The following is a 23,397-nucleotide window of genomic DNA, read 5'->3' on the forward strand; positions in this document are numbered from 1 at the left end:
TTGAACATGATCTCCCTTCCGTTGTCCGATATCGCCCGGGTGCTCTCCGGCACCCTCCACGTCGCCGGCGGCGACTCTCCCGACACCCGAGTCGGGGGGACGGTCGACACGGACTCGCGGAACATCGGCCCGGGCGACGTCTTCGTGGCCAAGCCGGGCGAGGCCACCGACGGCCATCTCTTCGTGCCGGCGGCCGCCGAAGCCGGAGCCGCGCTCGCGATCGTCGAGCACCTCGTCGATGCCGACATCACGCAGATCGTCGTCGCCGACGCGGTGACGGCACTGGCCGACCTCGCTCGCGAGGTGGTCGGACGCGTGCGCGCGACGGGTGATCTCCGTGTCGTGGGGATCACCGGCTCCAACGGCAAGACCACGACGAAGAACCTCCTCGCGCGCATCCTCGAGGGCGAGGGTCCGACGGTCGCGCCGCGGGCATCGTTCAACAACTCCGTGGGTGCTCCCTTGACCATGCTCCGCGTCGCCGACGACACCCGCTACCTCGTCAGCGAGTTCGGTGCCGACGGCTCGGGTCAGATCAGGCGTCTTGCGGGCCTCGTGACCCCGGACGTCGGGGTGGTGCTCATGGTCGGCATGGCCCACGCCGGCGGCTTCGGCGGCGTCGAGGCGACGCTGAAGGCCAAGACGGAGCTGGTCGAGGCGGTCCGCCCCGGCGGCGTGGCCGTCCTCAACGCCGACGACGCGCGCGTCGCGACGATGGCGGCAGTCGCCGAAGCGCGCGGCGTGCGCGTCCGCTGGTTCGGACGGGGCGCCGCAGCCGAGGTGCGAGCGGACGACGTCGAGGTGGACGCGTCGGGGACGACCTGCGTCGTCGTCGTCGGAGATCAGCGCATGCCGTTGCGGCTCCGGGTGCTCGGCGAGCACCACGTCATGAACGCGCTGGCTGCCATCACCGCCGCTCTCGAGCTGGGTGTCGCGCTCGAGGATGCCGTCGAGCGACTCGAGACCGTCGAGATCGCCGAACGCTGGCGGATGCAGCCGCTCGGGTCGGACTCGGTGCGGATCATCAACGACGCCTACAACGCGAGCCCCGACTCGATGGCCGCAGCGCTGCGCACCCTCGCGCAGATCACGCAGCCGGGCGAGCGCAAGGTCGCGGTGCTGGGCGCGATGAGCGAGCTCGGCGAGTTCGCGGGCGATGAGCACGACCGGGTCGGCCTGCAGGCGGTCCGTCTGCGGATCGAGCGGATCGTCGTCGTCGGCGCCGAAGCGCGTCGGCTCTACCTCGCCGCCGTCGGCGAGGGGTCTTGGGACGGCGAGGCGGTGTTCTTCGCGGACGCCGACGCCGCCTACGACTACCTGATCGAGGAGCTGCGCGCCGGTGACCGCGTGCTCGTGAAGTCGTCGAACTCCGCCGGACTGCGGCACCTCGGTGATCGTCTGGGAGAATTCTTCTCGTGAGATCCCTGCTGACGGCCGCGACGATCTCCCTCGCGTTCACACTCTTCCTGACCCCCCTGTTCATCCGGCTCTTCGAGAAGCTGGGCTGGGGTCAGGTCATCCGCACGCCCGACGACGCGACCAACCCGAGCCACCACGCCAAGCGCGGGACGCCCACGATGGGCGGCATCATCTTCATCATCGGCACGATCGTCGGCTACCTCGTCGGCACGCTGACCGGTGGCGCGCCGCCGTCGATGTCGGGTCTGCTCGTCATCTGGATGATGGTCGGGCTGGGAATCGTCGGATTCATCGACGACTACATGAAGGTCCGCTCGCAGCGAAGCCTCGGGCTCTCCGGATGGCGGAAGGTCGCCGGACAGGTCATCGTGGCCGTCTCGTTCGGAGTCCTCGCCCTGCTCGTGCCCAACGACGGCGGTGAGCCGGTCGGACGCCCCTTCATCTCGCTGTTCCGCGACATCGACTGGCTGTCGTTCATGGCGCTGGGCGGTGTCGCCGGCTGGCTCCTGTACCTCGCGTGGATCTCCTTCCAAGCCGTCGCGTGGTCCAACGCCACCAACCTGACCGATGGTCTCGACGGGCTCGCGACCGGCGCGGGCATCTTCACGGTGTCCGCGTACAGCCTCGTGACGTTCTGGCAGTTCCAGCAGCGGTGCGCCAGCGGCGCGCTCGTGCCGGCATACGAGGCCGCGTGCTACACGACGAACGATCCGATGGACCTCACGATCATCTCTGCGTCCTTCGTGGGCGCGCTCGTCGGGTTCCTCTGGTGGAACGCGCCGAAGGCCAAGATCTTCATGGGCGACGTCGGATCGATGGCGATCGGCGGCGTCATCGTCGCCATGGCCGTGCTCTCGCGCACCGAGCTGCTCGCGGTCATCATCGCCGGCGTCTTCATCATCGCCCCCGGCTCGGTGATCCTCCAGCGGTACTACTTCAAGGCGACCGGCGGTAAGCGCCTCTTCCTCATGAGCCCGTTCCACCACCATCTCGAGATGCGCGGGTGGCCCGAGGTGACGATCGTCGTGCGGATGTGGATCATCGCCGGGATGCTCGCCGTCGGCGGCGTCGGTCTCTTCTACGTGGCCTGGCTGGCGGCGGTATGACCGCGCGCCTGCACGATCTGACGAGCTGGAACGCCGACTGGCGCGGCCTCCGCGTCGTGGTCCTCGGACTCTCGGTCACTGGTTTCTCGGTGGCCGACACCCTCGCCGAACTCGGCGCTGACGTCCTCGTGGCGACAGAGGGAGCGGATGCCGAATACGCGCGGCTCCTGCCGGTCATCGGCGTCGCGCTGCACGATGGCTCGCTGCAGAGCGTCCCCGACGCGGTGGCGGCTCACGCGCCCGACGTCGTCGTCGCCTCGCCGGGGTTCCCGCCGCATCATCCCGTCATCCGATGGGCGCGCGAGAGCGGCATCGCCGTGTGGGGCGACATCGAACTGGCATGGCGCGTGCGCGACAAGGTCGTCCGCCCCGACGGACGCCCAGCCGACTGGGTGCTCATCACGGGCACGAACGGCAAGACCACCACGACGCAGCTCACGGCCGCGATGCTCGCCGCCGGGGGACTGCGTGCCGCGCCCTGCGGCAACATCGGCGTGCCGGTGCTCGACGCGGTCCGCGATCCGGGAGGTTTCGACGTCCTGGTCGTCGAGGTGTCGAGTCACCAGCTCTGGTACCTGGGACTGGCCGAAGGCCCCGATCGGCTCTCGCCGCACGCGAGTGTCTGCCTGAACCTGGCGGACGACCACCTCGAGTGGCACGGCTCGTTCGCCGCCTATCGCGACGCCAAGGCCGCGGTGTACGAGAACACCCGCGTCGCCTGCGTCTACAACAAGGCGGATGTCGCCACGCGTGAGATGGTCGAGGAGGCCGAGGTCGTCGAGGGCTGCCGCGCCATCGGCTTCGACCTGGGCGTGCCCGGCCCGAGCGATCTCGGCGTCGTCGACGGCATCCTCGTCGACCGCGCCTTCCACGAGGATCGGCGCGCTTCGGCTCTCGAACTGACGACGGTCGCCGAGCTCGCGGCGCGAGACCTCGCGGCTCCGCACATCGTCGCGAACATCCTGGCCGCTGCCGCGCTCGCACGATCCCTGGACGTCGAGCCGGCCGCCATCCGCGCCGCCGTCCTGGCGTTCCGCCTCGATCCCCACCGGATCCAAGTCGTCGCCCGGGTGGCGGGCGTGACCTGGGTCGACGACTCCAAGGCGACCAACCCGCACGCCGCGGCGTCGTCGCTTGCCGCCTTCCCGGGCGCGATCTGGGTCGTGGGCGGCCTTCTCAAGGGTGTCGACATCTCCGCGCTCGTCGCCGGGCGCGGCGCGGCGACGAAGGCCGCCATCGTCATCGGTGAGGACCGCACGGCCGTGCTCGCCGCGTTCGCGCGACACGCCCCGGCGGTTCCGGTGATCGAGGTCGAGGCGACTCAGACTGAGGATGTCATGGCACGGGTCGTCGAACTGGCGGCCGAGGTCGCGGGTGCCGGAGACGTCGTCCTCCTCGCTCCCGCAGCCGCCTCGTTCGATCAGTTCGCCTCCTACGCAGACCGCGGTCGCCGCTTCGCGGACGCCGTGCGCGAACGGATCGGAAGGGGAGACGGTGACCACGACGCCGAGCCGCCCGACGCCGCCACCGACGAACCTCGCTGACGACGGCCCGGCGCGCAGCGGGTTCGCCGCACGCGTGTCACTGGGGCGCGTCTTCGCCCCGGTCCCCAGCGAGTTCCTGCTGCTCGCGTCGACCGCTCTCATCCTGACCGGCTTCGGTCTCGTGATGGTCCTCTCGGCCACGATGGCGACGGCGAACGCGAGTCCGTTCGAGACGGTTCTCAAGCAGGCGGTTTTCGCGCTCCTCGGCATCCCGCTCATGTTCATCGCGGGCCGGATGCCGCTGCGGTTCTGGAAGCGCATCGCGTGGCCGGCGCTCGGCCTCGGCATCGCGTTGCAGCTGCTCGTCTTCGTCCCGGGCCTGGGCGTCCACAACGACGGGAACACGAACTGGATCTCCCTGTTCGGGTTCCAGGCGCAGCCGTCGGAGTTCCTCAAGCTCGCGCTCGCGATCTGGCTGGGGTTCGTGCTGTACCGCAAGCAGACGCTCCTGTCGAAGTGGCAGCATGTGTTCATCCCGGTGGTGCCCGTCGGCACGCTCGTGATCGGCACCGTCATGGGCGGACACGACCTGGGGACGGCGATGATCCTCATGGCGATACTTCTCGGCTGCCTGTTCTTCTCCGGCGTCAAGCTGCGCCTGTTCGTGATCCCCCTGATCCTCGTCGTGGCGGCCGCCGCGGTGTTCGCGGTGACGAGCCCCAACCGCATGGCTCGCATCATGAGCTTCCTCAACGTCGATTCGACCGACTGCTACTTCGCCGACGCGGGCTCGTGCTACCAGCCGCTCCACGGCGTCTGGGCCCTCGCGAGCGGTGGGATCTTCGGGCTCGGTCTGGGCAACTCCCGCGAGAAGTACCAGTGGCTGCCGGCCGCGGCGAACGACTACATCTTCGCGATCGTGGGGGAGGAGCTCGGGCTCATCGGCTGCGCCGTCGTGCTCGGTCTGTTCGCCCTCTACGCCGTCGGCGCCTTCCACATCATCCGAAAGACCAACGACCCGTTCGTGCGCATCGTCGCGGGCGGCATCACGATCTGGATCGTGGGCCAGGCTCTCATCAACATCGGCGTCGTGCTGCGCGTCTTCCCGGTCCTCGGCGTCCCGCTGCCGTTCATGTCTCAGGGCGGCACCTCGCTCGTCTCCGGACTGCTCGCCACGGGAGTGCTGCTGTCGTTCGCGCGAACGCTGCCGGTGCGCGTGCCCGCGCTCGACGTGGCCTCGGGGGCGCGCCCGGCGCGGCCGGTGCCCGCTCGGGCAGGGTCCGCCCGCCGGTAGGCTCGTTCCGGTGACCACCTACCTTCTGGCGGGCGGCGGAACAGCGGGACACGTGAACCCGTTGCTCTCCGTCGCCGACGAACTCCGCGCCCGACGTCCCGACGACACCGTTCTCGTGCTGGGTACGCGCGAGGGCCTCGAGTCGCGTCTGGTCCCCGAGCGCGGGTACGAACTCCTCATCGTCGACAAGGTGCCGTTCCCGCGTCGTCCGAACGGTGCCGCGGTCCGGTTCCCCGCCCGCTGGCTGCGGGCGGTCGCGCAGGTCCGCACCTCCATCCGCGAACGCGGCGTCGACGTCGTCGCGGGATTCGGCGGCTACGCGGCCGCCCCGGCCTACGTCGCCGCACGCCGGGAGGGCGTTCCCTACGTCGTCCACGAGGCGAACGCGCGTCCCGGCCTCGCTAACGTCCTCGGAGCGCGGAAGGCCGCCGCGACCGGCACCGTGTTCGAAGGGACGCCGCTTCGCGGTGCTCAGGTGGTCGGGATGCCGCTCCGCCGCGAGATCGTCGACCTCGATCGCTCAGCGCGGCGCGACGAAGCCGCGGCCGCCTTCGGTCTCGACCCGGCGCGCCCGGTCGTCCTGGTCTTCGGCGGCTCGCTGGGGGCACGCCGGCTCAACGAGGCGCTCACGGGTTCGTGGCGGGACATCGTCGACGCCGGCTGGCAGGTGCTGCACGCCGCGGGGGAGCGCAACGAGGTGTCCGAGGCGCCGTCGCCCGACTACCGGGTCGTCCCGTACCTCGATCGGATGGATCTCGCGTTCGCTCTCGCGGACGTCGTGGTCTCGCGTTCGGGGGCGGCGACCGTGAGCGAGGTCAGCGCGCTCGGCATACCGGCGGTTTACGTCCCCTATGCCGTGGGCAACGGCGAGCAGGCGCTGAACGCCGCGGGAGCGGTTCGAGCCGGTGCTGCGCGCATCATCGACGACGCCGACTTCACGCCCGACCGCGTGCGCTCGGAGGTCGTTCCCCTGCTGAGAGACCGTGACGAGCTCGACCGGATGCGGCGCGCTGCCGCGTCGATCGGCATACGCGACGGGGCGGCCAACGTCGTGGAACTCCTCGACGCGGCGCAGCGACGCTGAGGGCGTGGCGGGCGGTCCTCTCAGCCGGGCGACCTAGACTTGACGGGTCATGATCAGACCCGACTTGAGCCTCCCGATCCCCGCCGACATCACCGCCGCGCACTTCATCGGCATCGGTGGATCGGGCATGTCCGGCCTCGCCGGGATGTTCCTCGACCGCGGCATCCGCGTCTCGGGCTCCGACCGTGCCGACAGCCCCGCGATGCGCGCGCTCGCGGCCCGCGGAGCCGATGTCCACGTCGGACACGACGCGGCACACCTGCCTGACGACGCCGACACGGTCGTCCACACGGGAGCGATCTGGCCCGAGAACCCGGAGTTTCTCCTCGCCAAGGAGCGCGGGCTGCACGTCATCCACCGTTCGCAGGCGCTGCACTGGCTCATCGGCGGCCGCCGGCTCGTCTCGGTGGCCGGAGCACACGGCAAGACGACCTCCACCGGCATGATCGTCACGGCGCTGCGCGGTCTCGGCACCCGTCCGACCTTCGTCAACGGCGGCGTCATCGCTGATCTGGGCGTCTCGAGCGCGACCGGCGACGACGATGTCTTCGTGATCGAAGCGGACGAGTCCGACGGCACCTTCCTGCTCTACGACACCTCGATCGCGCTCATCACCAACGTCGATCCGGATCACCTGGACCACTGGCAGACGCGCGACGCGTTCTACGACGGGTTCGTCCGCTTCGCCGACGGTGCCCGCGAAGCCGTCGTCATCTCGGCCGACGACCCCGGTGCGGGCCGCGTCGCGGCGGCACTCACGCACCGGCGGGTCATCACGTTCGGCGAGGCCGCCGACGCGGACGTGCGGGTCTCGGACATCGTGACCGACGGTCCGGTGTCGTTCTCGCTCACCGTAGGCGACGAGACGGTCCACGGGCGCCTCTCGGTGCCGGGCGCCCACAACGCGATCAACGCCGCGGGAGCCGTGGCGGTGCTGACCGCCCTCGGGTACGAGCTCGAGCGCGCGCTGCGCGCTGTCGAGGGCTTCGGGGGCACGGCGCGGCGCTTCGAGCTCCACGGGGTCACGCGCGGTGTCAGTGTGTACGACGACTACGCCCATCACCCGACCGAGGTGGCGGCGGCGCTCTCCGCAGCACGGACGGTCGTGGGGGACGGGCGCATCATCGCCCTTCACCAGCCGCACACGTACTCGCGGACCCAGGAGATGTTCCGCGAGTTCGCCGACGTCCTCGAGACGCACGCCGACCACACCGTCGTCCTCGACGTCTACGGGGCCCGCGAAGACCCGGTTCCCGGCGTCACCGGCGAGCTCGTCAGCGGCGCGTTCGCCGACGCCGGCCGCGTGCACTTCGTCGCCGACTGGCAGGAAGCGGCGGACTACACGGCCGGTGTCGCGCGCGACGGCGACTTCATCGTCACTCTGGGCTGCGGGAACGTGAACCTGATCATCCCGCAGGTGCTCGACGCTCTCGCCCGGGCGGAGGACTAGCCGGTGCGCCGCCCGAGTCCGCTGCCGCCCTCGTCACGGCCCGCCGGCGGGCAGGACGGCGCAGGCGCATCCGCGAAGCGTCGCGCCCCTGCGGGGCAGGACGCGGGCGATGTGACCGCGGTCGCCTCACCGGACTCGACGCGGACCGAGCCCGTCGAGGAACTATGGCACCAGCGCGGCCGCGACTACGGAATCGCCCCGATCATCCCGTTCGACCCTCCGGCGCGAGCGGAGCCCACGACGCCGCCTCCGGATGCCGCGGACGCCGACGCCGCGGATCGCCCGCTCACGGCGCGCGACCTCTGGGGCGCCGCGCGTGCGCGTCGGCGTGCGCTCCGCCGCGAGGTGCGGCGCTTCACGGCACGCCAACGTCGGCGCAGACGCATCTGGCTGGTCTCCGCGGGCGTGCTGGTCGCGCTCGTCCTCGGGTCGATCGGTGCCGCCTACAGCCCGTTGTTCGCCGTCGAGCGCATCACGATCGTCGGCACCTCGCAGCTCGATGCGGCGGCCGTGGAGACGGCGCTGGCGGGTCAGGTGGGCACGCCGATGCCCCTCGTCGACGAGAGCGCCGTCAAGGCGGCGCTGGTCTCGTTCCCGTTGGTCGAGTCCTACAGTCTCGAGGCCAGGCCCCCGCATGAGCTGGTGGTGCGCATCGTCGAGCGGACGCCGGTGGGCGCCGTGCAGGGCGAGGCCGGCTACACGCTCGTCGACGCGGCCGGGGTCGCCCTCTCGACGACCCCCGAGCCGCCCGCGGGACAGCCGCTCCTCGAGGTCGAGGGCGGTCTGTCCTCCAGCACCTTCGCCGCTGCAGGCCAGGTGTTCCGATCCCTGCCGGATTCGCTGCGGTCCCAGGTGACCGTCATATCGGCGACAACGCCCAACGACGTGACCCTGACGCTCGCCGACGGCCGTTCGGTCGTCTGGGGCGGGCCGTCTGATTCCGGCAAGAAGGTCCAGGCGCTCGAAGCGCTGATGAACGCGCGAGCGGATGCCTCCGGCTACGACGTCTCGTCGCCGCAGGCGGCCGTCGTCCGCTGAGCCGCCGCCGATCGGCTCCGCGCGGGCCAGGCGCCACGACGGTCTGCGCGCCCTTGTTCGAAGCCGAGAAACGCGGGATGTCGCGACACGCCGCTCACGTCCGCCGGGTGAGTCCATGAGTGCGTAGCTTCAACTCAGGAATTGCATACCCGGCAATTCTTTAAACCTCTACGTGAGGTTGAAGGTTTACGAGCAGGGTTCGGGACGAGATGGAGGCCGGCATGAGCCAGAACCAGAACTACCTCGCGGTGATCAAGGTCGTCGGTGTGGGCGGTGGCGGCGTCAATGCCGTCAACCGGATGATCGAGCTGGGGCTGCGGGGTGTCGAGTTCATCGCGGTGAACACCGACGCGCAGGCGCTCCTCATGAGCGACGCGGACGTCAAGCTCGACGTCGGCCGTGAGCTGACGCGCGGGCTCGGTGCCGGCGCCGACCCCGAGGTCGGACGTCGCGCGGCTGAAGACCACGCCGAAGAGATCGAGGAGGCGCTCGCGGGTGCCGACATGGTGTTCGTCACCGCCGGCGAGGGTGGTGGGACCGGCACCGGTGGCGCGCCCGTCGTGGCGCGCATCGCGAAGTCGATCGGCGCGCTGACGATCGGTGTCGTCACGAAGCCCTTCTCCTTCGAGGGTCGTCGGCGCCAGAGCCAGGCCGAGGCCGGCGTGTCGAAGCTCAAGGAAGAAGTCGACACCCTCATCGTCGTCCCGAACGACCGCCTGCTCGAGATCAGCGATCGCGGCATCTCGATGGTCGAGGCCTTCGCGACCGCCGACCAGGTGCTCCTCGCCGGTGTCCAGGGCATCACCGACCTCATCACGACCCCGGGTCTCATCAACCTCGACTTCGCCGACGTCAAGTCGGTCATGCAGGGAGCCGGTTCGGCGCTCATGGGCATCGGCTCCGCCCGCGGCGCCGATCGCGCGATCAAGGCCGCCGAGCTCGCCGTCGAATCGCCTCTGCTCGAAGCCTCGATCGAGGGAGCCCACGGTGTGCTGCTCTCGATCCAGGGTGGCTCGAACCTCGGGATCTTCGAGATCAACGATGCGGCTCAGCTCGTCAAGGAGGCCGCGCACCCCGAGGCGAACATCATCTTCGGTACGGTCATCGACGACACGCTCGGCGACGAGGTGCGCGTGACGGTCATCGCGGCAGGGTTCGACGGCGGCGAGCCGCAGGCTCGCATCGAGCCGATCGCGGCCGCGCGTCCGTCGGCGCCGCCGGTCCTCCCCGAGATCCCGGCCGAGGAGGCCGCGGCATCCGAGCCCGCCGAGCGCCGCGAGGCCAAGGAGACGGTGCCGGTGTCGGCCAAGAGCGAGTCATACGACTCGGTCTTCGGCGATGACGACCTCGACATCCCGGACTTCCTGAAGTAGGCCGATCGCCCCATGCCGGACCTGGCCGAACGGCTCGCCGACGTCGACGCCCGCATCGCCGCTGCGATGCGGGCGTCGGGTCGCGCGCCCGACGAGGTGACCCGCATCGTCGTGACCAAGTTCCACCCGCCCGAGCTCATCTCTCAGCTCCATGACCTCGGCGTGCGCGACGTAGGGGAGAACCGGCAGCAGGAGCTCAGCGCCAAGCGCGCAGCGCTTCCGGCGCTCGATGGGATGCGCTGGCACTTCATCGGTCAGGCGCAGACGAACAAGGCGCGCGCGGTGCGAGCGGCGGCGGATGCGGTCCATTCCGTCGATCGCTCGCGCATCGCGGACGCGCTGCACAGCGCCGATCTCGAGGGGGAGCCGCTCGACGTGCTGGTGCAGGTGAATCTGACCGACGACCCCGGTCGTGGCGGCGTCGCGCCTGCCGGTGTCGAGTCCCTGACAGCGCACATCGTGGAGCACTGCCCGAGCCTGTGCGTTCGCGGCGTCATGGCCGTCGCCCCGCTCGGCGAGGAGCCCGCATCGGCCTTCGCCCGTCTCGCGCAGGCGTCGGACGTCTTGCGCTCCGTCGCGCCCGACGCGACCTGGATCTCCGCCGGGATGACCGGCGATTTCGTCGAAGCGATCTCCGCCGGTGCGACACACCTGCGGATCGGATCGGCAATCACGGGACCGCGCCCGGACCGCGGATAGCCTCGGAACAGACGAGCAAACGGAGGATGCGATGTCGAACCCGCTGAAGAAGACCATGGTTTACCTGGGCCTTGCAGATGAGGAAGAAATGTACGAAGAGCCGCAGGCCGAGCAGCAGGCCCGCCGTGACAAGCCTGTCGAGAAGCCGGCCGCGCCGGTGACCCCCCTGCACCGGCCGGCGGTCGTGCGTCAGCCCACCACGGGCACCGTCAGCGAGATCCTGACCGTCCACCCCAAGCAGTACCGCGACGCGCAGGTCATCGCCGAGAACTTCCGCGAAGGCGTGCCGGTGATCATCAACCTCTCGCAGATGAGCGACGCCGACGCGCGCCGGCTCATCGACTTCGCGAGCGGTCTGTCCCTCGGCCTCTACGGCCGCATCGAGCGCGTGACGAGCAAGGTGTTCCTGCTCTCGCCCGAGAACATCGCCGTCTCCGGCGACGGCGCTGTGGCTCAGGCTGAGCCTGAGGCGGCGCCGTTCGCGCAGTGACCTGACGTGGATGTCGTACGGCTGCTCGCCGCACTCGTCTACTTCGCTCTCCTGCTGTACATCCTCGTTCTGTTCGTCCGACTGATCCTGGAGTACATCCCCCTGTTCAACCGGGAGTGGCGCCCGAGGGGATTCACCCTCGTGCTCGCCGAGGTCGTCTACACGATCACGGACCCCCCGATCAAGACACTGCGCCGCGTCATCCCTCCGATCAGGCTCGGCGTCATCGCAATCGATCTGGCATTCCCGCTCACCATGCTGGCGTGCTTCATCCTGCTGTCGATCACCCGCGTGATCGCCTTCGCCTGAGGCGGTCGCGGCGGGATCGTCGCGGCCGCGAAGGCGTCGGACTATGCTGGGTGGGTACGGCCCGCTGCGGCGGGTGCCGGCTGACCGGCCCGCGTCGTGAGCCCTGAAAGAGGACAACACCATGGCTTTGACCCCTGAAGACGTCGTCACCAAGCAGTTCCAGCACGTGCGTTTCAAGGAAGGATTCGACCCCGACGAGGTCGACGACTTCCTCGACGAGATCGTCGTGGAATGGCGCAAGACGATCGCCGAGAACGAAGAGCTCAAGGCGAAGCTCGCCGCTTACGAGTCGGGTGAGACCCCCGCCGCCGCTTCCACCGACGACGCCGTCGTCGAGGAGGTGCCCGCGCCGGTTCCGGCCGTCGAGCAGCCTGCCCCGGCCGGCGACATGGCTCCGGCCGCCGCATCCGCCGGCATCATCGAGCTGGCGCAGCGCCTGCACGACGAGCACGTCGCCGAGGGCAAGGCCCAGCGCGACAAGCTCATCGCCGACGCGCAGGCCCAGGCCGCGTCGATCATCTCCGAGGCAGAGGCCCGTGGCCGCGATGAGGTGGCGCGCCTCGAGGCCGAGCGCGTGTCGCTCGAGGGTCGCATCTCCGAGCTGCAGCAGTTCGAGAAGGACTACCGTGGTCAGCTCCGGGGCTTCATCGAGAGCAAGCTCCGCGACCTCGACACGACCGGCGTCTCGGCCGGCGCGTAATCCTTGGCGTCGCGCAAGCGTCTGAACGGTCCGGCGGCCGGTGCCCTCGTCGCGATTCTCGCGGCAGTGGTGCTGGCCGCCGACCAGTTCACGAAGTACCTCGCCCTTGAGAACCTGCCGTATCAGCGGGAGGTTCCCGTCCTCGGCGAGTTCTTCCAGCTCTATCTGACGAAGAACCCCGGCGCCGCGTTCTCGCTCGGCACAGGCGTGACCTGGCTCTTCACGCTCGCGCTCGCGGCCGTCGCCGTCGTCGTGATCGTGCTCACGGTCCGCCGGGTCCGTGCGCGGTCGTGGGCCATCGTCCTCGGTCTGCTCCTGGGAGGCGTGCTCGGGAACCTCACCGACCGCCTGCTGCGTGAACCCGGATTCCTCGTCGGGCACGTCATCGACTTCATCCATACCCCGTGGATGTGGCTGTGGTTCCCCTCGGCGATCTACAACGTCGCCGACATGTTCATCGTGACGATGATGATCTCCGTCGCCGTACTCGTCGTCGTCGGCATCCGCTTCGACGGTTCGCGCGAGCGCCGCAACACCGACGACGCGGCGGACGAGCCGACTGCCACGGTCACGGATCGCTGAGATGCCCCAGCGCGCACTGCCCGTTCCCGATGGACTCGACGGTGTCCGTGTCGACGCCGCACTGGCCAAGCTGCTCGGATTCTCGCGCACCTTCGCCGCAGAGGTGGCGACCGCGGGCGGGGTGACACTCGACGGACGCACGCTCGCGAAATCCGACAAGCTCGTCGCAGGCGCATGGCTCGATGTGTTCTGGGAAGAGCGTGCCGAGGCGCAGATCGTCCCGGTCGCTGTACCGGACCTCGGCATCGTGTACGACGATGACGACATCGTCGTCGTCGACAAGCCCGCCGGTGTCGCTGCACACCCCTCGCTGGGGTGGGACGGGCCGACCGTGCTCGGGGCGCTTGCCGCCGCCGGCTACCGCATCGCCACCACCGGCGCCGCCGAGCGCCAGGGCGTCGTTCACCGGCTCGATGTCGGCACGAGCGGACTCATGGTGGTCGCGAAGAGCGAGCGGGCCTACATCGCCCTCAAGCGCGCATTCAAGGAGCGCGAGGTCGAGAAGATCTACCACGCCGTGGTCCAGGGGCACCCCGACCCGCTCGCCGGCACGATCGACGCTCCGATCGGACGCCATCCCTCGCACTCGTGGAAGTTCGCCGTCACCCCGGCGGGCAAGGACTCGGTCACCCATTACGAGACGCTCGAAGCGTTCCCGGGTGCCTCGCTGCTCGAGATTCACCTCGAGACGGGACGTACGCATCAGATCCGCGTGCATATGGCCGCGCACCGGCATCCGTGCGTCGGGGACCCGCTCTACGGAGGCGACCCGACGCTGTCGGCTCGCCTCGGGCTGACCCGCCAGTGGCTGCACGCGCATCGGCTCGCCTTCGACCATCCGGTGTCGGGGGAGTGGTCGAGCTTCACGTCGCCTTACCCGGCCGACCTCGCGCGGGCTCTCGAGACGCTCAGGGGCGACTGACCCGCCGGCTGGCGTGCGCCGGCCCTCGTGCGGTCACTCCTCGGCGAGGCGGTCGGCGAGGCCGCGGGCCTCACGGCGTGCCGCGAGGAGCCGATCGCGCAGATCGCCGTGAGCGGCTTCGACGGGTCCCGGGTCGCCGTGCGCCGCGACGAGGGCGAGGCCGCCGATCAGGTTCGTCGCCGCGCCGCCGAGTCCGGCCGCAACGGCGTCGGCGGCGACCGCGACATCCGACATGAGGTGGCGATTGCCCACGTCGGCGAGGAGGCGCACCTCCGCCCAGACGCCCAGAGCGATCTCGCCGAGAGCAGCGGACGTCTCGATGGCGCCGGCCGCCGCCTCGACGATGCGCCGGTCGCGGTTGCCGCGGTCGTCCTCCGAGACCGGACGGAGCGAGGCGCCGAGGGCACCCGACGCCCGCCCGTCGCGTTCCGCTGCGGCGACGGCCGCGTCGCGAAGGCGGGCGAGCCGCGCGTCGATACCGGCGGCGGCGGGTTCTGCGGAGCTGTAGCGGCTGACCATCTGCGCGAGCGCGGCCGCGACGGCGGTGATGACGCCGCTGGCGGCGCCACCGCCCGGATCGCCCTGATCGCGCGCGAGGGCGTCGAGCAGGTCGCCCAGGGCGACGCGCGAGGTCACCGCCCGCCCCGGAAGGTCGCCGGGTCGTCCTCCGCGACCGCCAGGGCGATCTTGCGGACGTGCTCGGGCGCCACGTCGGTCATCTGACCGAGGTCGTAGAACCCGACCTCGGTCAGCTCGCCGTCGGCGGGATGCGGGTCGCCCGAGACCCATGAGCAGCGGAACACCAGGTCGAGGTAGTCGACCTGGTCGCCGTTGGCATAGACGATGCGGGGGACCTGGTGCACGAGCGCGAGCCGTTCCGCGCGGACGACGACCCCGGCCTCTTCGAGGCATTCACGCACCGCCGCGTCGGCGGGCTCCTCGCCGGGATCGACGATGCCCGACACGGGTTGCCAGCTGCCGTTGTCGGCTCGCTTGCCCAAGAGCACCTTCTCGTCGCGGAACACCACGGCGGTCACCCCTACGAGCGGCAGCGGAGCGGTGCCGATCTTCTCGCGCAGATCGAGGACGAAGTCGGGAGTGGCCATGGGCCCAGCCTAGGACCGGTGTCCGAGCCCGAACGTAGACTCGTCTGGTGGCATCCGACTCCTTCGTTCATCTGCACGTGCACAGCGAGTACTCGATGCTCGACGGTGCAGCCAAGATCGCGGCCATGACCCAGGCGGCGGCCGACTACGGCATGCCGGCGATCGCGGTGACCGACCACGGCAACACGTTCGCCGCCTTCGAGTTCTACCGCGCCGCCCAGGCGGCGGGGGTCAAACCGATCATCGGTCTCGAGGCGTACGTGACTCCGGGAACGCACCGCAGCGACAAGTCGCGCGTGGCCTGGGGGTCGCCCGAGCAGAAGAGCGACGATGTGTCGGGTTCCGGCGCCTACACCCACATGACGATGTGGAGCCAGAGCACCGAGGGCATGCACAACCTCTTCCGGCTGAGCTCGCTGTCGAGCATGGAGGGCTACTACTTCAAGCCGCGCATGGACCGCGAGCTGCTGCAGACCTATGGCAAGGGGCTCATCGCGACGACGGGATGTCCCTCGGGGGAGGTGCAGACCCGGCTCCGTCTCGGCCAGTACGACGCCGCTCGCGCCGCGGCGGCGGAGTTCCAGGACATTTTCGGCAAGGAGAACTACTTCGCCGAGATCATGGACCACGGCCTGTCGATCGAGCGTCGGGTGATGACCGACCTGCTGCGGCTGGCGAAAGACCTCGACATCCCGCTGGTCGCGACCAACGACTCCCACTACACGCATCAGCACGAGGCCGATGCTCACGCCGCGCTGCTCTGCGTGCAGTCCGGATCGACGCTCGACGACCCGAACCGCTTCAAGTTCGACGGCGACGGCTATTACATCAAGACCGCGCAGGAGATGCGGCAGCTCTTCCGCGACCACCCCGAGGCGTGCGACAACACCCTGCTCATCGCCGAGCGTTGCGAGGTCGAGTTCAACACCTCGGCCAACTACATGCCGCGGTTCCCGGTGCCCGACGGCGAGACCGAAGACAGCTGGCTCGTCAAAGAGGTCGAGGCCGGGCTGCACTACCGATACCCCGGCGGCATCCCCGACAAGGTGCGCAAGCAGGCCGAGTACGAGACGGGCATCATCCTGCAGATGGGCTTCCCGGGCTACTTCCTCGTCGTCGCCGACTTCATCAACTGGGCGAAGGACAACGGCATCCGCGTCGGCCCCGGGCGCGGGTCGGGCGCCGGCTCGATGGTGGCGTACGCGATGCGCATCACCGACCTCGATCCGCTCGAGCACGGTCTCATCTTCGAGCGATTCCTCAATCCCGACCGCGTCAGCATGCCCGACTTCGACGTCGACTTCGACGACCGTCGTCGCGGCGAGGTCATCGAGTACGTGACCGAGAAGTACGGCTCCGAGCGTGTCGCGCAGATCGTCACCTACGGCACGATCAAGTCGAAGCAGGCGCTGAAGGATGCCGGGCGCGTGCTCGGTTTCCCCTTCAGCATGGGCGAGAAGCTCACCAAGGCGATGCCGCCGGCCGTGATGGGCAAGGACATGCCGCTCGACGGCATGTTCAACAAGGACCACCCACGGTTCAAGGAGGCCAGCGAGTTCCGCGCCCTGATCGACACCGATCCCGAGGCGAAGACCGTGTTCGACCGCGCTCTCGGGCTCGAAGGCCTGAAGCGGCAGTGGGGCGTGCATGCGGCCGGCGTCATCATGTCGTCGGAACCGCTCCTCGACATCATCCCGATCATGCGTCGCGAGCAGGACGGTCAGATCGTCACGCAGTTCGACTACCCGTCGTGCGAGACGCTCGGTCTGATCAAGATGGACTTCCTGGGGCTGCGTAACCTCACGATCATCTCGGATGCGCTCGACAACATCCGCATGAACCGGGGTGAGGAGCTCGACCTCGAGCATCTCGCCCTCGACGACCGCCCGGCCTACGATCTGCTCACCCGCGGCGACACGCTCGGGGTGTTCCAGCTCGATGGCGGGCCGATGCGATCGCTGCTCCGCCTGATGAAGCCCGACAACTTCGAGGACATCTCGGCTGTCATCGCGCTGTACCGCCCGGGACCCATGGGCGCGAACTCGCACACGAACTACGCGCTGCGGAAGAACGGCCTGCAGCCGATCACGCCGATCCACCCCGAGCTCGAAGAGCCGCTGCGCGACATCCTCGACACGACCTACGGCCTGATCATCTACCAGGAGCAGGTCATGGCGATCGCTCAGAAGGTCGCCGGCTTCTCGCTCGGACAAGCAGACATCCTCCGCCGCGCGATGGGTAAGAAGAAGAAGTCCGAGCTCGACAAGCAGTACGAGGGCTTCTCGGGCGGTATGAAGGAGCGCGGCTTCGGCGAGGGCGCGATCCAGGCGCTCTGGGACATCCTGCTCCCGTTCTCCGACTACGCCTTCAACAAAGCGCACTCGGCCGCCTATGGGCTCGTCTCGTATTGGACGGCCTACCTCAAGGCTCACTATCCCGCCGAGTACATGGCCGCCCTGCTCACGAGCGTCGGCGACTCGAAAGACAAGATGGCGGTGTACCTGAACGAGTGCCGCCGCATGGGCATCAAGGTACTGCCGCCCGACGTCGGCGAGTCGATCCGATACTTCGCCGCCGTCGGTGAAGACATCCGATTCGGCCTGGGCGCGGTCCGCAACGTCGGTGCGAACGTCGTCGACGGCATCATCGCCTCGCGCGCCGACGACAACTACGTCAGCTTCCACGACTTCCTCACGAAGGTCCCGCTCCACGTCGCCAACAAGCGCACCGTCGAGTCCCTCATCAAGGCTGGGGCCTTCGACTCGCTCGGATCGACCCGCCGCGCACTCATGGAGATCCACGAGGATGCGGTCGAAGCGGCGGTCGACGCCAAGCGCAAGGCCGCCACCGGTGCGATCGGATTCGACTTCGACAGCCTGTACGACGAGGCCGAAGAGGTGATGCCGGCCAAGGTGCCCGAACGCCCCGAGTGGACGAAGAAGGACAAACTCGCCTTCGAGCGCGAGATGCTCGGGCTCTACGTGTCCGACCACCCGTTGGCCGGACTCGAGATACCGCTGGCCAAGCACGCGTCGACGTCGATCCACGACCTGCTCGCTTCGGAAGACGTCCAGGACGGCGATCAGGTCACCGTCGCCGGGCTCGTGACGAGCGTGCAGCATCGCGTGGCGAAGCAGAGCGGCAATCCCTACGGCATGATCACCGTCGAGGACTTCGACGGTGAGGTGACCGTGATGTTCATGGGAAAGACCTACACGGAGTTCCAGAGCATGCTGGTGGCCGACTCGATCCTCGTCGTCCGAGGACGGGTGTCGCGTCGCGACGATGGGCTGAACCTCCACGGTCAGTCGGCCTTCTCTCCCGACCTCGGTTCGTTCGATGCCGCGGGGCCGCTCGTGCTGCTGCTTCCGGAGCAGCGGGCGACGGAATCGACGATCGGCGAGCTGGCGGCCGTCCTGCGGCGCCACAGTGGCGAGACCGAGGTCTCGCTCAAGCTTCACAGAGCCGGTACCGCGAAGGTCTTCGAGGTACCGCATCCGGTGCGCGTCACCCCCGATCTCTACGGTGAACTCAAGGGACTTCTGGGACCTCAGTGTCTGGGTTGAGCCGGGTAGGATTCCACCGCAGCGCAACCGCCGCGACGAAGGGAACATCGTGACCGACGAGAAGAACATCCACTCCGACGACGGCCGTCCCGAGGACGCAGCGCCCGGCGCTGCCGAGTCGGCACACGAGACCACGGCCGCCGACGAGGTCGACGGCACGCAGACCGACGCCGCTTCGGACGCGTTCGCGCCCGCACCGGATGCGGTGGTCGTGATCGACGAGTCCGCCGTCGAGCCCGTCGTGATCGACGAGTCCGCCGAGCACGCCGCCGCGGAGCACACCGCCGCGGAGGACGCTCCTGCCGAGCACGCTGCCGCCGACGGCGCAGCGGAGACGCCGGCATCGTCCGAGCACGCCTCCGCCGCGCCCGGACACACCACGGCTGCTCCCGGATCGGACGAGCGCGGCGCGCAGTCCGCCGCGGGCACGTCGGGGGAGGCGCCGCCGCAGTACGGGGTGGGTCCGCTCTCGATCCGCGAGGTCGCCCTCGCCGGCGTCTGGGCCGTCGCGTTCATCTGCTCGTTCTTCCCCGTGTACGGCCGGTTCGGAGCCGGGGTGTCGGTGTGGGGTGCGGGGATCGACTGGATCCTCACGATCGGCGTGCCCACGGTCGCGGTCTTCCTGGTGCTGCTGCGCCGCTTCTCCCCGCAGGGCATCCGCCGTGTCGGCTCTCTCGGCATCGACCAGTTCGCGTCGGTCGCGTTCTCGGTCTCCGCCACCGTGTGGCTCGGGATCATCTGGAGCTCGTTCGCGGGTCTCGCTCAGTCGGGCGTGTTCCTCGCGAGCTGGGTCGTGTGGGTCGAGGTGATCCTGGCTCTGGCGGGTGTCGTGCTCACCGTCGTCGCGCCCCACCTTCCCGTCCTCGGCGACGATTTCGCGCACCGGCCCGAATCGCCTGCGCACCGGGTGGCGCGCGCGACGCGTCCGGTCGTCGCCCGGCCGGCATCCGCCCGGCCCGCCCCGCACACCGGTGCGTCGCACGGCGGATCGGCGTATGCAGCTGGCGCCGGCAACCCCGCGTACACCGGCTACGCCGCTCCGGCCGGCAACGCCGTTGCGGCAGAGGCTCCGGTGTCTTCCGGTGTGTCCGAGTCGGCACCGGCCGACGCCGCGGAGCCGTTCGACACCGGTGCGACGACGGTCATCGAGCCCGTCGCCGCACCCCAGGCGTTCTGGGCGCTCGCCCCGGACGAGCGCGATGTCCTCGACGAGATGGGTTCGCCGCTCTTCCGGATCGGTCCGACGGCGTGGGCCCTCGTCATCGAGGACCGCGGCGAGGTCTTCGTGGTCCGTCACGAGGACGGTCGCGTCGGCTATCTCCACGACACCAGCGATGTCACGCGCGGCTGAGTCCGCCGTGACCGGGCGCTAGCCTGGAACGATGCGCACCATCGATCTTCGCGGCCGTCGTCTGACGCCCGCCGAGTTGCTCGCCGCCGTTCCCCGGGCAGAGGCCGCCCGTGGGCTCGCCCTGGCCACCGCAGCCGAGATCGTCCATGACGTCGCCGCTCGCGGAGAAGCATCGCTCCGTGAGCAGGCGGCACGCTTCGACGGTGTGGAAGGTCACTCCGTGCGGGTTCCCGCCGAGCACCTGGATGAGGCGCTGGCGGCCATCTCGCCGGCGGTCAGGGCTGCGATCGAGGAGTCCATCCGCCGCGTGCGGCTGGCCTCCGCTGCCCAGATCCCGCCGGACCGCGTGACCGAGCTCGGTCCGGGGGCGCGGGTCGAGCAGCGGTGGCGTCCCGTGCGTCGCGTCGGGGTCTACGTCCCCGGGGGCAAGGCGGTCTATCCCTCCAGTGTCGTGATGAACGTCGTCCCCGCGCAGGTCGCGGGCGTGCAGACGGTCGCGCTGGCATCTCCACCGCAGCGCGACCACGACGGACGCATCCACCCCGTGATCCTCGCGGCCGCGCGCCTTCTCGGCATCTCGGAGGTCTACGCGATGGGAGGCGCGGGGGCGATCGGCGCCTTCGCGTACGGCGTCGGCTCGCTCGGGCTCGACCCCGTCGATGTCATCTCGGGACCGGGGAACAACTTCGTAGCGCTCGCGAAACGCGTCGTCGCCGGTGTGGTCGGCACCGACTCGGAGGCGGGTGCCACCGAGATCCTCATCGTCGCCGACGGGGAGGCGGACGCCGACCTCGTAGCCGCTGATCTCGTCAGCCAGGCCGAGCACGACGAGCAGGCTGCCGCCGTCCTGGTCACCGACTCGCCCGGCCTGGCCGAGGCCGTCGCGGAGCGGGTCGCAGCCCGCGCAGCCGCGACCCGCCATGCCGAGCGTGTCGCGATCGCTCTGGAAGGTCCGCAGTCCGCCATCGTCCTCGTCGACGACATCCCGGCCGCAGCGGCGTTCTCGAACGCTTACGCGCCCGAGCACCTCGAGCTGCACCTGCGCGACCCGCGCCCCGATGAGTACGTCAACGCCGGTGCGGTGTTCGTCGGCTCGCACACGCCGGTGAGCCTCGGCGACTACCTGGCCGGCAGCAATCATGTCCTGCCGACCGGGGGACAGGCGCGTTATGCTGCGGGGCTGGGCGCGGCGACCTTCCTGCGATCGCAGCAGGTCATCTCCTACGACCGGGAAGCCCTGCGTGCCGTGCACGACGGCATCCTCGCCCTGTCCGACTCCGAGCAGCTTCCCGCGCACGGCGAAGCCGTGTCGGCGCGGTTCGACGCGTAATCTGGGCTCGTCATGCATTGCCCGTTCTGCCGCAATCCCGATTCCCGCGTCATCGACTCCCGCACGAGCGATGACGGTCTCAGCATCCGCCGCCGGCGTCAGTGCCCGAAGTGCGGCGGCCGTTTCTCCACGATCGAGACGGCGAGCCTCAACGTCATCAAGCGGTCGGGCGTCATCGAGCCGTTCAGCCGCGAGAAGGTGATGTCTGGCGTACGTAAGGCCTGCCAGGGCAGGCCGGTGACCGAGGCCGACCTCGCCGTGCTCGCACAGGCGGTCGAAGAGGCCGTGCGTCAGACCGGTTCGTCGCAGATCGACACGAACGAGATCGGCCTCGCGATCCTCGGACCTCTCCGCAACCTCGACGAGATCGCCTACCTGCGGTTCGCGAGCGTCTACCAGGCGTTCGACACCCTCGAGGACTTCGAGGCCGCGATCGAACAGCTGCGCGCCGACCACGTCGCCGCGCGGACATCGGAGGGCTCGACCTCGCTCTAGGCTGGACGGCGATGTATCCGTTCATCTTCCGCACCGTCTTCTCGCGCATGGAGCCCGAGACCGCGCACCACCTCGTGGTGCCGGTCATCCGCCTGCTGGGCATCCCGCCGTTCTCGATCGTGGCCCGGGCGCTCACCCGCCCTGACCCGTCTCTGCGCACCGAAGCCCTCGGTCTCGTGTTCGACTCGCCGTTCGGTGTTGCAGCCGGATTCGACAAGAACGCAGTCATGGTGCGCGGCCTCGGAGCGCTCGGTTTCGGCCACGTCGAAGTCGGCACGGTCACCGCGAAGCCGCAGGACGGCAACCCCCGCCCCCGCCTGTTCCGTCTGATCCAGGACCGCGCGCTCATCAACCGGATGGGCTTCAACAACCGCGGCGCGAGCGCGGCGGCATCCCGTCTGCGGCGTCTCCGACGAGGAAACACTCACGCCGTCGTCGGCGCGAACATCGGCAAGAGCCGCGTCGTCGACGTCGAGAACGCGACCGCCGACTACGTCGAGAGCACACGGCTGGTCGCGCCGGAGGCCGACTACCTCGTGGTCAACGTCTCGTCACCCAACACTCCCGGCCTGCGCGGGCTGCAGGCGGTCGAGACGCTGCGTCCCCTGCTCGAGGCCGTGCGCGACGCGGCGGGAGCGACGCCGCTGCTGGTGAAGATCGCGCCCGACCTGGCCGACGACGAAGTGACCGCCATCGCCGAGATGGCTGTGGATGCCGGCCTGGCCGGTCTCATCGCCACGAACACGACGATCTCGCGCGACGGACTCCTCGCCGACGAGGCGACGATCGAGCGGATCGGCGCCGGCGGGCTCTCGGGTGCGCCGCTGCGTCGCCGCGCTCTCGAGGTCCTGCGTCTGGTGCGTTCGGCGGTGCCGCGGGAGTTCTGCGTCATCGCAGCCGGGGGAGTCGAGACCGCCGCCGACGTGCAGGAACGGCTGGCGGCGGGTGCCGACCTGGTTCAGGGGTACACCGCGTTCATCTACCGCGGCCCGCTGTGGGCGCGGCAGATCAATCGCGGGCTCGTCGAGCTCAGGCGGGGCGCTGACCGCGCTTGACCTGAGGCTTCGGAAGCCGCATGAAGCGCATCTGGATGGAACGCATCGCGCCGTACCAGCCGAGCCCCTTCTCCATCCGCTCGGCACCGAACTTCGCGCGGGCGGCCTTCTTCACCCGGATGCTGGTGATGACCATGTCGCCGATGACGAGCAGGATGAATGCCCACAGCGCGATGAACGCGTAGAAGGTCACGGCGTTCGACCCGAGGAAAGTGACGATGATGACCAGCACCATCGCGCCCATCACGAGCTCTCCGAGGTGCCAGCCCGCATCGATGTAGTCGCGGACGAATCGCCGCTGCGGACCCTTGTCGCGCACCGGGAGGTACCGCTCGTCGCCGTTGGCCATGCCGATCCGCGCCTTATCGCGGCGCTCGGCGAGCTCGGCACGGGCACGCGCCTTCGCCTCCTTGGTGTCGGGCACCAGCGGGCGCTTGCGAGCCGCCTCCTGGGCGGCGCGGCTGGGAGTGGGACGGTTCTTGCCGGTGCCCGTCGACGCCTGGTCGGCGTCGTCCGGAGCGGGGGCAGCGGGAGTTTTGGCCAC

At 69.6% G+C, this 23,397-nt stretch carries 22 protein-coding genes; 19 read left to right on the forward strand and 3 right to left on the reverse strand.

Annotated elements, in window-relative coordinates:
* The first annotated feature begins 6 nt into the window (after positions 1 to 6).
* The 14 genes from murF (at position 7) to C1N74_RS05870 (ending at position 13,950) form a co-directional block, all read left to right on the forward strand.
* Entirely contained in the window at positions 7 to 1,419 is a 1,413-nt protein-coding gene (murF, locus tag C1N74_RS05805) for a UDP-N-acetylmuramoyl-tripeptide--D-alanyl-D-alanine ligase (protein WP_064956847.1), read from the forward strand.
* Positions 1,416 to 2,525 carry a phospho-N-acetylmuramoyl-pentapeptide-transferase gene (gene mraY / locus C1N74_RS05810; protein WP_023951562.1) on the forward strand — a complete coding sequence of 370 codons (1,110 nt, stop codon included), beginning with the start codon at positions 1,416 to 1,418 and terminating at the stop codon, positions 2,523 to 2,525. The genes murF and mraY overlap by 4 nt, the downstream gene beginning before the upstream one ends.
* Entirely contained in the window at positions 2,522 to 4,069 is a 1,548-nt protein-coding gene (gene murD / locus C1N74_RS05815) for a UDP-N-acetylmuramoyl-L-alanine--D-glutamate ligase (protein WP_137750162.1), read from the forward strand. Before mraY ends, murD begins: the two co-directional genes overlap by 4 nt.
* Positions 4,020 to 5,303 carry a putative lipid II flippase FtsW gene (ftsW, locus tag C1N74_RS05820; RefSeq protein ID WP_023951558.1) on the forward strand — a complete coding sequence of 428 codons (1,284 nt, stop codon included), beginning with the start codon at positions 4,020 to 4,022 and terminating at the stop codon, positions 5,301 to 5,303. Before murD ends, ftsW begins: the two co-directional genes overlap by 50 nt.
* 10 nt (positions 5,304 to 5,313) lie before the next feature.
* On the forward strand, positions 5,314 to 6,387 hold the full coding sequence (locus tag C1N74_RS05825) for a glycosyltransferase (protein ID WP_137750163.1): 1,074 nt from the start codon (positions 5,314 to 5,316) through the stop codon (positions 6,385 to 6,387).
* Between the two features lie 49 nt (positions 6,388 to 6,436).
* A complete protein-coding gene (gene murC / locus C1N74_RS05830) occupies positions 6,437 to 7,837 on the forward strand; it encodes a UDP-N-acetylmuramate--L-alanine ligase (RefSeq protein WP_137750164.1) in 1,401 nt (466 codons plus the stop codon).
* Positions 7,838 to 7,840: 3 nt separating this feature from the next.
* Entirely contained in the window at positions 7,841 to 8,875 is a 1,035-nt protein-coding gene (locus C1N74_RS05835) for an FtsQ-type POTRA domain-containing protein (protein WP_137750165.1), read from the forward strand.
* Positions 8,876 to 9,096: 221 nt separating this feature from the next.
* Entirely contained in the window at positions 9,097 to 10,248 is a 1,152-nt protein-coding gene (ftsZ, locus tag C1N74_RS05840; protein ID WP_088380394.1) for a cell division protein FtsZ, read from the forward strand.
* A gap of 12 nt (positions 10,249 to 10,260) precedes the next feature.
* Positions 10,261 to 10,947 carry a YggS family pyridoxal phosphate-dependent enzyme gene (locus C1N74_RS05845; RefSeq protein ID WP_137750166.1) on the forward strand — a complete coding sequence of 229 codons (687 nt, stop codon included), beginning with the start codon at positions 10,261 to 10,263 and terminating at the stop codon, positions 10,945 to 10,947.
* A gap of 31 nt (positions 10,948 to 10,978) precedes the next feature.
* Positions 10,979 to 11,437 (forward strand): cell division protein SepF, encoded by a 459-nt coding sequence (locus tag C1N74_RS05850; RefSeq protein WP_023951545.1) that lies wholly within the window; start codon positions 10,979 to 10,981, stop codon positions 11,435 to 11,437.
* Positions 11,438 to 11,443: 6 nt separating this feature from the next.
* The gene (locus tag C1N74_RS05855; RefSeq protein ID WP_023951543.1) at positions 11,444 to 11,746 is read left to right on the forward strand and encodes a YggT family protein; all 303 of its coding nucleotides are present in this window, start codon (positions 11,444 to 11,446) and stop codon (positions 11,744 to 11,746) included.
* A 121-nt stretch (positions 11,747 to 11,867) separates the two neighbouring features.
* On the forward strand, positions 11,868 to 12,446 hold the full coding sequence (locus C1N74_RS05860; RefSeq protein ID WP_023951541.1) for a DivIVA domain-containing protein: 579 nt from the start codon (positions 11,868 to 11,870) through the stop codon (positions 12,444 to 12,446).
* A gap of 3 nt (positions 12,447 to 12,449) precedes the next feature.
* On the forward strand, positions 12,450 to 13,028 hold the full coding sequence (gene lspA, locus C1N74_RS05865) for a signal peptidase II (RefSeq protein ID WP_064956843.1): 579 nt from the start codon (positions 12,450 to 12,452) through the stop codon (positions 13,026 to 13,028).
* Position 13,029: 1 nt separating this feature from the next.
* Positions 13,030 to 13,950 (forward strand): RluA family pseudouridine synthase, encoded by a 921-nt coding sequence (locus C1N74_RS05870; RefSeq protein ID WP_023951537.1) that lies wholly within the window; start codon positions 13,030 to 13,032, stop codon positions 13,948 to 13,950.
* A 33-nt stretch (positions 13,951 to 13,983) separates the two neighbouring features.
* Here the strand turns inward: C1N74_RS05870 and C1N74_RS05875 are convergent, their stop codons facing one another.
* Both C1N74_RS05875 and C1N74_RS05880 read right to left on the reverse strand, forming a co-directional pair.
* Entirely contained in the window at positions 13,984 to 14,586 is a 603-nt protein-coding gene (locus tag C1N74_RS05875) for a cyclodeaminase/cyclohydrolase family protein (protein WP_137750167.1), read from the reverse strand.
* Positions 14,583 to 15,056, reverse strand: coding sequence for an NUDIX domain-containing protein (locus C1N74_RS05880; RefSeq protein ID WP_023951534.1), 474 nt, complete (start codon positions 15,054 to 15,056; stop codon positions 14,583 to 14,585). The genes C1N74_RS05875 and C1N74_RS05880 overlap by 4 nt, the downstream gene beginning before the upstream one ends.
* A gap of 47 nt (positions 15,057 to 15,103) precedes the next feature.
* On the opposite strand from C1N74_RS05880, the gene dnaE reads away from it, so the two are divergent.
* Genes dnaE through C1N74_RS05905 form a run of 5 tightly spaced genes read left to right on the forward strand, consistent with a single transcriptional unit; the run spans position 15,104 to position 22,853 of the window.
* Positions 15,104 to 18,622 carry a DNA polymerase III subunit alpha gene (gene dnaE / locus C1N74_RS05885; protein WP_023951532.1) on the forward strand — a complete coding sequence of 1,173 codons (3,519 nt, stop codon included), beginning with the start codon at positions 15,104 to 15,106 and terminating at the stop codon, positions 18,620 to 18,622.
* Positions 18,623 to 18,671: 49 nt separating this feature from the next.
* Positions 18,672 to 19,973 (forward strand): hypothetical protein, encoded by a 1,302-nt coding sequence (locus C1N74_RS05890; protein WP_258318013.1) that lies wholly within the window; start codon positions 18,672 to 18,674, stop codon positions 19,971 to 19,973.
* Positions 19,974 to 20,004: 31 nt separating this feature from the next.
* A complete protein-coding gene (hisD, locus tag C1N74_RS05895) occupies positions 20,005 to 21,303 on the forward strand; it encodes a histidinol dehydrogenase (protein WP_071918293.1) in 1,299 nt (432 codons plus the stop codon).
* Positions 21,304 to 21,315: 12 nt separating this feature from the next.
* On the forward strand, positions 21,316 to 21,798 hold the full coding sequence (gene nrdR, locus C1N74_RS05900; protein WP_023951526.1) for a transcriptional regulator NrdR: 483 nt from the start codon (positions 21,316 to 21,318) through the stop codon (positions 21,796 to 21,798).
* A gap of 11 nt (positions 21,799 to 21,809) precedes the next feature.
* Positions 21,810 to 22,853, forward strand: a complete 1,044-nt coding sequence (locus C1N74_RS05905; protein ID WP_023951524.1) for a quinone-dependent dihydroorotate dehydrogenase — start codon at positions 21,810 to 21,812, stop codon at positions 22,851 to 22,853.
* On the opposite strand, the gene C1N74_RS05910 is transcribed toward C1N74_RS05905, so the two are convergent.
* Positions 22,828 to 23,397 carry a DUF3043 domain-containing protein gene (locus C1N74_RS05910; RefSeq protein WP_023951522.1) on the reverse strand — a complete coding sequence of 190 codons (570 nt, stop codon included), beginning with the start codon at positions 23,395 to 23,397 and terminating at the stop codon, positions 22,828 to 22,830. The genes C1N74_RS05905 and C1N74_RS05910 overlap by 26 nt on opposite strands.

Source organism: Microbacterium sp. SGAir0570, assembly GCF_005491085.2.
GTDB lineage: Bacteria > Actinomycetota > Actinomycetes > Actinomycetales > Microbacteriaceae > Microbacterium > Microbacterium arborescens.

Coding starts and splice junctions, on each gene's coding strand:
- murF (WP_064956847.1), top strand. CDS start 7: ATGATCTCCCTTCCGTTGTCCGATATCGCCCGGGTGCTCTCCGGCACC.
- murD (WP_137750162.1), top strand. CDS start 2,522: ATGACCGCGCGCCTGCACGATCTGACGAGCTGGAACGCCGACTGGCGC.
- murC (WP_137750164.1), top strand. CDS start 6,437: ATGATCAGACCCGACTTGAGCCTCCCGATCCCCGCCGACATCACCGCC.
- ftsZ (WP_088380394.1), top strand. CDS start 9,097: ATGAGCCAGAACCAGAACTACCTCGCGGTGATCAAGGTCGTCGGTGTG.
- C1N74_RS05845 (WP_137750166.1), top strand. CDS start 10,261: ATGCCGGACCTGGCCGAACGGCTCGCCGACGTCGACGCCCGCATCGCC.
- C1N74_RS05850 (WP_023951545.1), top strand. CDS start 10,979: ATGTCGAACCCGCTGAAGAAGACCATGGTTTACCTGGGCCTTGCAGAT.
- C1N74_RS05860 (WP_023951541.1), top strand. CDS start 11,868: ATGGCTTTGACCCCTGAAGACGTCGTCACCAAGCAGTTCCAGCACGTG.
- C1N74_RS05870 (WP_023951537.1), top strand. CDS start 13,030: ATGCCCCAGCGCGCACTGCCCGTTCCCGATGGACTCGACGGTGTCCGT.
- C1N74_RS05880 (WP_023951534.1), bottom strand. CDS start 15,056: ATGGCCACTCCCGACTTCGTCCTCGATCTGCGCGAGAAGATCGGCACC.
- hisD (WP_071918293.1), top strand. CDS start 20,005: ATGCGCACCATCGATCTTCGCGGCCGTCGTCTGACGCCCGCCGAGTTG.
- nrdR (WP_023951526.1), top strand. CDS start 21,316: ATGCATTGCCCGTTCTGCCGCAATCCCGATTCCCGCGTCATCGACTCC.
- C1N74_RS05905 (WP_023951524.1), top strand. CDS start 21,810: ATGTATCCGTTCATCTTCCGCACCGTCTTCTCGCGCATGGAGCCCGAG.